This window comes from Variovorax sp. PvP013 (assembly GCF_050435945.1).
Taxonomy (GTDB): Bacteria; Pseudomonadota; Gammaproteobacteria; order Burkholderiales; family Burkholderiaceae_C; genus Variovorax.
The window spans coordinates 138,640-145,062 of the sequence record NZ_JBNDLF010000009.1 but is presented as its reverse complement, the minus strand read 5'-3'; the positions used below and the strand labels follow the sequence as shown (position 1 = coordinate 145,062).

Here is a 6,423-nt window from a genome sequence, read left to right as displayed (position 1 = left end):
TTCCGCACGACGGACGTGACCGGCGCGATCGAGCTGCCCAAGGACAAGGAGATGGTCATGCCCGGCGACAACGTCAGCATCACCGTCAAGCTGATCAACCCCATCGCCATGGAAGAAGGCCTGCGCTTCGCCATCCGCGAAGGCGGCCGTACCGTGGGCTCGGGCGTCGTCGCCAAGATCCTCGCCTGATCACATCGCGAAGGACACACACCATGGCAACCAAGCAAAAGATCCGCATCCGCCTCAAGGCCTTCGATTACAAGCTGATCGATCAGTCGGCCGCCGAGATCGTCGACACCGCCAAGCGCACCGGTGCCATCGTCAAGGGTCCCGTGCCCCTGCCGACGCGCATGAAGCGCTTCGACATCCTGCGTTCGCCGCACGTCAACAAGACGTCGCGCGACCAGCTCGAGATCCGCACGCACCAGCGCCTGATGGACATCGTCGATCCGACCGACAAGACCGTGGACGCGCTGATGAAGCTCGACCTGCCGGCCGGCGTCGACGTCGAGATCAAGCTGCAGTAATCGCAGCCGGCGAGCAACGCCGACCCCGAGCCCGCCGGCTTCCAAGCTGGCGGGCTTTTTGTTGCCTTGCGTCTTGAGCGAGTCGCGGGATATAATCGTCGGCTCCGCCCGATTTGCGCCTCCATGGCGCTTTTTCGGCTGGGTCTTAAATCAACCTTTCCCCGTACGCCAAACGCTGTCGCCAATTGAAGTGGCAGCGGCGAGGAAAGTCTTCCATTCTTTGGAGAAAACAAATGAGTCTGAGCAACTCCCTCGGGTTGCTGGGCCGCAAGGTGGGGATGATGCGTCTCTTCACCGATGACGGGGACGCAGTTCCTGTCACGGTGGTGGATGTGTCCAACAACCGCGTGACCCAGATCAAGTCGCAAGAAACCGACGGCTACGACGCACTTCAGGTGACGTTCGGCTCGCGCAAGGCATCGCGCGTGACCAAGCCGCAGGCAGGCCACCTCGCCAAGGCGGGTGTGGAAGCCGGTGAGATCATCCAGGAATTCCGCGTGACCGCCGACACGGCCGGTCAGCACAAGGCCGGTGGCGTGATCGCCGCGGGCAGCGTGTTCGCGGTCGGCCAGAAGGTGGACGTGCAGGGCACTTCCATCGGCAAGGGCTTCGCGGGCACCATCAAGCGCCACAACATGAGCTCGCAGCGCGCGTCGCACGGCAACAGCCGTTCGCACAACGTGCCGGGCTCCATCGGCATGGCGCAGGATCCGGGTCGCGTGTTCCCGGGCAAGCGGATGACGGGCCACCTCGGCGACGTCACCGTGACCACGCAGAACCTTGACGTCTTCCGCATCGACGAAGCACGTCAACTGCTGTTGATTAAGGGCGCGATTCCGGGCTCGAAGGGTGGCTTCGTCACCGTTCGCCCCGCTGTCAAGGCCAAGCCGCAAGCGGCTGAAGGAGCGAAGTAATGGAACTCGAACTCCTGAACGACCAAGGCCAGGCCGCGTCCAAGTACGACGCCCCCGAAACCGTGTTCGGTCGTGACTACAACGAGGACTTGGTCCACCAGATCGTCGTCGCGTTCCAGGCCAATGCCCGTCAAGGCACTCGCGCCCAGAAGGACCGCGAGCAGGTCCACCACTCGACCAAGAAGCCTTTCAAGCAAAAGGGAACGGGCCGCGCCCGCGCCGGTATGACGTCTTCGCCCCTGTGGCGCGGCGGCGGCCGGATCTTCCCGAACATGCCCGACGAGAACTTCACGCAGAAGATCAACAAGAAGATGTACCGCGCCGGCATGGCCGCCATCTTCTCGCAGCTCGCTCGCGAAGGCCGTCTGGCCGTGGTCGATTCCTTCAAGGTGGATTCGCCCAAGACCAAGTCGCTCGCAGCCAAGTTCAAGGCGCTCAATCTCGAGTCCGTGCTCGTGATCGCCGAGGAAGTCGACGAGAACCTGTACCTCGCCTCGCGCAACCTGGTGAACGTTCTGGTGGTCGAGCCGCGCTACGCCGATCCGGTGTCGCTGGTGCACTACAAGAAGGTGATCGTCACCAAGGGTGCCGTCGACAAGCTCAAGGAGATGTTCGCATGAGCCGCATGAATCCTACGCCGGCCTTCCGCTCGCAGTTCGCCGAAGGGCGTCTGATGGCCGTGCTGGTCGCGCCGATCGTGTCCGAGAAGGCCACGATGGTCGGCGAGAAGTCCAATGCCGTCACCTTCAAGGTGCTGCAGGACGCCACCAAGCCCGAGATCAAGGCCGCCGTCGAACTGATGTTCAAGGTCGAAGTCCAGGGCGTCTCGGTGCTCAACACCAAGGGCAAGGCCAAGCGTTTCGGCAAGTCCATGGGTCGTCGCGACAACGTTCGCAAGGCCTATGTCACGCTGAAGCCGGGCCAGGAGCTCAACCTCGTCGGGGAAGGCGCTTAATCATGGCCGTCATCAAGCTGAAACCCACCTCGCCGGGCCAACGCGGCACGGTGAAGGTCTCGCGCGATCACCTGTTCAAGGGTGCTCCGCACGCGGCGCTGCTGGAACCCCAGTTCCAGAAGGCCGGCCGCAACAACAACGGCCACATCACGACCCGTCACCGGGGCGGCGGCCACAAGCACCACTATCGTGTGGTCGACTTCGTGCGCAACAAGGACGGGATCCCGGCCAAGGTCGAGCGCATCGAATACGACCCGAACCGCACCGCGCACATCGCGCTGGTGTGCTACGCCGATGGCGAACGCCGCTACATCATCGCCCCGCGCGGTCTGGAAGCCGGTGCGACGCTGCTGAGCGGCTCGGAAGCCCCGATCCGCGCCGGCAACACGCTGCCCATCCGCAACATTCCGGTCGGCTCGACGATCCACTGCATCGAACTGCAGCCCGGCAAGGGCGCGCAGATCGCACGCTCGGCCGGCACGTCGGCGACGCTGCTGGCACGTGAAGGCGTCTACGCCCAGGTGCGCATGCGCTCGGGCGAAGTGCGTCGCATCCACGTCGAATGCCGCGCCACGATCGGCGAAGTCGCCAACGAAGAGCACAGCCTGCGCCAGCTCGGCAAGGCCGGTGTGAAGCGTCACATGGGCATACGCCCGACCGTCCGCGGCGTGGTGATGAACCCGGTCGACCACCCGCACGGTGGCGGCGAAGGCAAGACCGGCGAAGGCCGTCATCCTGTCGACCCATGGGGCAACCTGACCAAGGGCTATCGCACCCGTAACAACAAGCGCACGCAAGTCTTCATCGTGTCGCGTCGCAAGAAATAAGGGGATAGCCAATGACACGCTCTCTCAAGAAGGGTCCCTTCGTCGATCACCACCTGGTGGCCAAGGCCGACAAGGCCGTGACGAACAAGGACAAGAAGCCGATCAAGACCTGGTCGCGTCGCTCGATGGTCCTGCCCGAATTCATCGGACTGACCATCGCCGTGCACAACGGCAAGCAGCACGTGCCCGTGTACATCACCGACCAGATGGTTGGCCACAAGCTCGGCGAATTTGCGCTCACGCGCACGTTCAAGGGGCACCCCGCGGACAAGAAAGTCCAGAAGAAGTAAGGAACGACCATGTCTGAAACACGTGCAGTCCTCCGCGGTGTCCGCCTCTCGGTCGACAAGGGCCGTCTGGTGGCCGATCTGATCCGCGGCAAGAAGGTCGATCAAGCGCTCAACGTCCTGCAGTTCACGCAGAAGAAGGCCGCTGTGATCATCAAGAAGGTGCTCGAGTCGGCCATCGCCAACGCCGAGCACAACGACGGTGCCGACATCGACGAACTGAAGGTCAAGACCATCTACGTCGAACAAGGCGCCACGCTCAAGCGCTTCACCGCGCGTGCCAAGGGCCGCGGCAACCGCATCAGCAAGCCCACGTGCCATGTGTACGTGACGGTTGGCAACTAAGAGGCCGGAAGACTATGGGACAGAAAATCCACCCCACCGGCTTCCGCCTTGCGGTCAGCCGCAACTGGTCCAGCCGCTGGTACGCCAGCAACAAGGACTTCGCCGGCATGCTGGCCGAAGACATCAAGGTGCGCGAGTACCTGAAGAAGAAGCTCAAGAACGCATCCGTTTCGCGCGTGCTGATCGAGCGTCCCGCCAAGAACGCACGCATCACGATCTACTCGGCACGTCCGGGTGTCGTGATCGGCAAGAAGGGTGAAGACATCGAAAACCTCAAGCGCGAGCTCGGCAAGCAGCTGGGTGTGCCGGTCGCGGTCAACATCGAGGAAGTGCGCAAGCCCGAGATCGATGCCAAGCTGATCGCAGACAGCATCACGCAGCAGCTCGAGAAGCGCATCATGTTCCGCCGCGCCATGAAGCGCGCGATGCAGAACGCCATGCGTCTGGGTGCCCAAGGCATCAAGATTATGTCGTCGGGCCGCCTGAACGGCATCGAGATCGCACGCTGCGAGTGGTACCGTGAAGGTCGCGTGCCCCTCCACACCCTGCGCGCCGACATCGACTACGGCACCTCGGAAGCCAAGACGACCTACGGCGTCATCGGCGTTAAGGTCTGGGTCTACAAGGGCGACACGCTGGGTCGCAACGACCTGCCGGCCGTCGAGACGCCGCGTCCCGACGACGAGCGCCGTCCCCGTGGCCCGCGCCGCGATGGCCGCCCGGGTGGCGACCGTCCGGGTTCGGACCGTCGTGGTCCGAGCTCCGGCCCGCGCGCCGGTGCCCGTGGCCCGATCGGTGGCAACACCGCACCGGCCGATGGCAGCGACAAGCCCGCAGAAGCGACCGGCGGTGCCGGTGACTCGAAACCCGCCGTTAAGCGCGTCCGCAAAGCCGCGCCAGCTGCAGCAGCTGACGGTGCCAAGACCGAGTGATCGGTCTTAGAACTACGGAGTAAACAACATGCTGCAACCTGCACGCAGAAAGTTCCGCAAGGAACAAAAGGGTCGCAACACCGGTGTCGCGACCACGGGCAATTCGGTCGCCTTCGGCGACTTCGGCCTGAAATGCACCGACCGCGGCCGTCTGACGGCGCGCCAGCTCGAAGCCGCACGTCGTGCGATCTCGCGTCACGTCAAGCGCGGTGGCCGCATCTGGATCCGGGTGTTCCCCGACAAGCCGATCTCCACCAAGCCCGCCGAAGTGCGGATGGGTAACGGCAAGGGCAACCCCGAGTACTACGTCGCGGAAATCCAGCCGGGCAAGATCGTGTTCGAGATCGTCGGCGTCCCCGAAGAACTCGCTCGCGAAGCCTTCCGTCTGGCGGCTGCCAAGCTGCCGCTGCGTACCACCTTCGTCGCGCGCCAGCTCGGCACCTGATCGAGGAGAACACTCATGGCACTACGTAAGAAGAAGGACGCCGCGGCCCAGCCGGCCAAGGTGTCGAAGGCCGCCGCGCTGCGCGACAAGGATGTCGCCGGTCTCGCGACGGAAATCAAGGATCTGCAGAAGGCCCATTTCGGCCTGCGCATGCAGAAGGCCACGCAGCAGCTGACGAACACGTCGACGCTGCGCGTCACGCGCCGCGACATCGCGCGCGCCAAGACCGTTCTTGCTCAGAAGCAGCAAGAAACCCAAGCCGCCAAGTAAGGAGTGAACATGACGGAAGCTAAAAAATCCCTCAAGCGCACCTTGATCGGCAAGGTGGTCAGCGACAAGCGTGCCAAGACCGTGACCGTGCTGGTCGAGCGTCGTGTGAAGCACGAGCTCTACGGCAAGATCGTGGCCAAGACGAGCAAGTACCACGCGCACGACGAGAACGGTGAATACCATCTCGGCGACACCATCGAGATCACCGAGAGCCGTCCGATCTCGAAGACCAAGAACTGGGTCGTGACCCGTCTGGTCGAGAAGGCCGCCCTGGTCTGATCTCCGGCGCACGTCGCCCCTTCGCAAACGGCCCACAATGTGGGCCGTTTTCGTTTCCGCTTCCACCTTTCCCTTTTCCGGAGTCACATCATGATCAAGATCGGCGAATCCCTTCCCTCCGTCACGCTGCAAGAATATTCGGACATCGAAGGCGAGGCGTGCAGCATCGGACCGAACCCGGTCGATGTCACGAAAGCCGCTGCAGGCAAGACCATCGCGCTGTTCGCCCTGCCGGGCGCTTTCACGCCGACCTGCTCGGCCAAGCACGTGCCGGGCTATGTCGAGCATTTCGACGACCTCAAGGCCGCCGGCGTGGACGAGATCTGGTGCGTGAGCGTGAACGACGCATTCGTGATGGGTGCCTGGGCGCGCGACCAGCAGACCGGCACGAAGGTCCGCATGCTGGCCGATGGCAGCGGCGACTTCGCGCGTGCGACGGGCCTCACGCTCGATCTCTCGGCACGCGGCATGGGCGTGCGCAGCACCCGCTATTCGATGCTGGTGAGGGATGGAAAGGTCGTGACGCTCAACATCGAGTCGCCCGGCAAGTTCGAGGTCAGCAACGCCGAAACCCTGCTCGCTCAGGCCAAGGCCTGACCGGCCGGATGCTGTCGCCGCAGGCGATCCCCGCCGAGCCGAAGC

12 protein-coding genes and 1 pseudogene are annotated in these 6,423 nt (G+C 63.7%); all 13 read left to right on the top strand.

Going from position 1 to position 6,423, the window contains the following annotated elements:
- Positions 1-189: pseudogene (tuf, locus tag ABID77_RS19320) on the top strand (elongation factor Tu); the annotation flags it as partial.
- Between the two features lie 23 nt (positions 190-212).
- Positions 213-527: a 30S ribosomal protein S10 gene (rpsJ, locus tag ABID77_RS19315; protein ID WP_007838118.1), complete on the top strand. Its 315-nt coding sequence runs from the start codon at positions 213-215 to the stop codon at positions 525-527.
- 233 nt (positions 528-760) lie between these two features.
- Positions 761-1,441, top strand: a complete 681-nt coding sequence (gene rplC / locus ABID77_RS19310; RefSeq protein ID WP_429599280.1) for a 50S ribosomal protein L3 — start codon at positions 761-763, stop codon at positions 1,439-1,441.
- Positions 1,441-2,061 carry a 50S ribosomal protein L4 gene (gene rplD, locus ABID77_RS19305; RefSeq protein WP_296314885.1) on the top strand — a complete coding sequence of 207 codons (621 nt, stop codon included), beginning with the start codon at positions 1,441-1,443 and terminating at the stop codon, positions 2,059-2,061. Before rplC ends, rplD begins: the two co-directional genes overlap by 1 nt.
- Positions 2,058-2,396, top strand: coding sequence for a 50S ribosomal protein L23 (gene rplW, locus ABID77_RS19300; RefSeq protein WP_429599278.1), 339 nt, complete (start codon positions 2,058-2,060; stop codon positions 2,394-2,396). Before rplD ends, rplW begins: the two co-directional genes overlap by 4 nt.
- A gap of 2 nt (positions 2,397-2,398) precedes the next feature.
- A complete protein-coding gene (rplB, locus tag ABID77_RS19295) occupies positions 2,399-3,223 on the top strand; it encodes a 50S ribosomal protein L2 (protein WP_296314888.1) in 825 nt (274 codons plus the stop codon).
- Positions 3,224-3,234: 11 nt separating this feature from the next.
- Positions 3,235-3,513, top strand: a complete 279-nt coding sequence (gene rpsS, locus ABID77_RS19290; RefSeq protein WP_062478874.1) for a 30S ribosomal protein S19 — start codon at positions 3,235-3,237, stop codon at positions 3,511-3,513.
- Between the two features lie 9 nt (positions 3,514-3,522).
- Positions 3,523-3,855, top strand: a complete 333-nt coding sequence (rplV, locus tag ABID77_RS19285) for a 50S ribosomal protein L22 (RefSeq protein WP_007838134.1) — start codon at positions 3,523-3,525, stop codon at positions 3,853-3,855.
- Positions 3,856-3,869: 14 nt separating this feature from the next.
- Positions 3,870-4,787: a 30S ribosomal protein S3 gene (gene rpsC / locus ABID77_RS19280; RefSeq protein WP_429599276.1), complete on the top strand. Its 918-nt coding sequence runs from the start codon at positions 3,870-3,872 to the stop codon at positions 4,785-4,787.
- Positions 4,788-4,815: 28 nt separating this feature from the next.
- Positions 4,816-5,232, top strand: a complete 417-nt coding sequence (gene rplP / locus ABID77_RS19275) for a 50S ribosomal protein L16 (RefSeq protein WP_262073157.1) — start codon at positions 4,816-4,818, stop codon at positions 5,230-5,232.
- Between the two features lie 60 nt (positions 5,233-5,292).
- Positions 5,293-5,502, top strand: a complete 210-nt coding sequence (gene rpmC, locus ABID77_RS19270; protein WP_429599309.1) for a 50S ribosomal protein L29 — start codon at positions 5,293-5,295, stop codon at positions 5,500-5,502.
- 9 nt (positions 5,503-5,511) lie between these two features.
- Positions 5,512-5,781, top strand: a complete 270-nt coding sequence (gene rpsQ, locus ABID77_RS19265) for a 30S ribosomal protein S17 (protein WP_429599273.1) — start codon at positions 5,512-5,514, stop codon at positions 5,779-5,781.
- Positions 5,782-5,871: 90 nt separating this feature from the next.
- The gene (locus ABID77_RS19260) at positions 5,872-6,378 is read left to right on the top strand and encodes a peroxiredoxin (protein ID WP_429599271.1); all 507 of its coding nucleotides are present in this window, start codon (positions 5,872-5,874) and stop codon (positions 6,376-6,378) included.
- Positions 6,379-6,423: the final 45 nt, after the last annotated feature.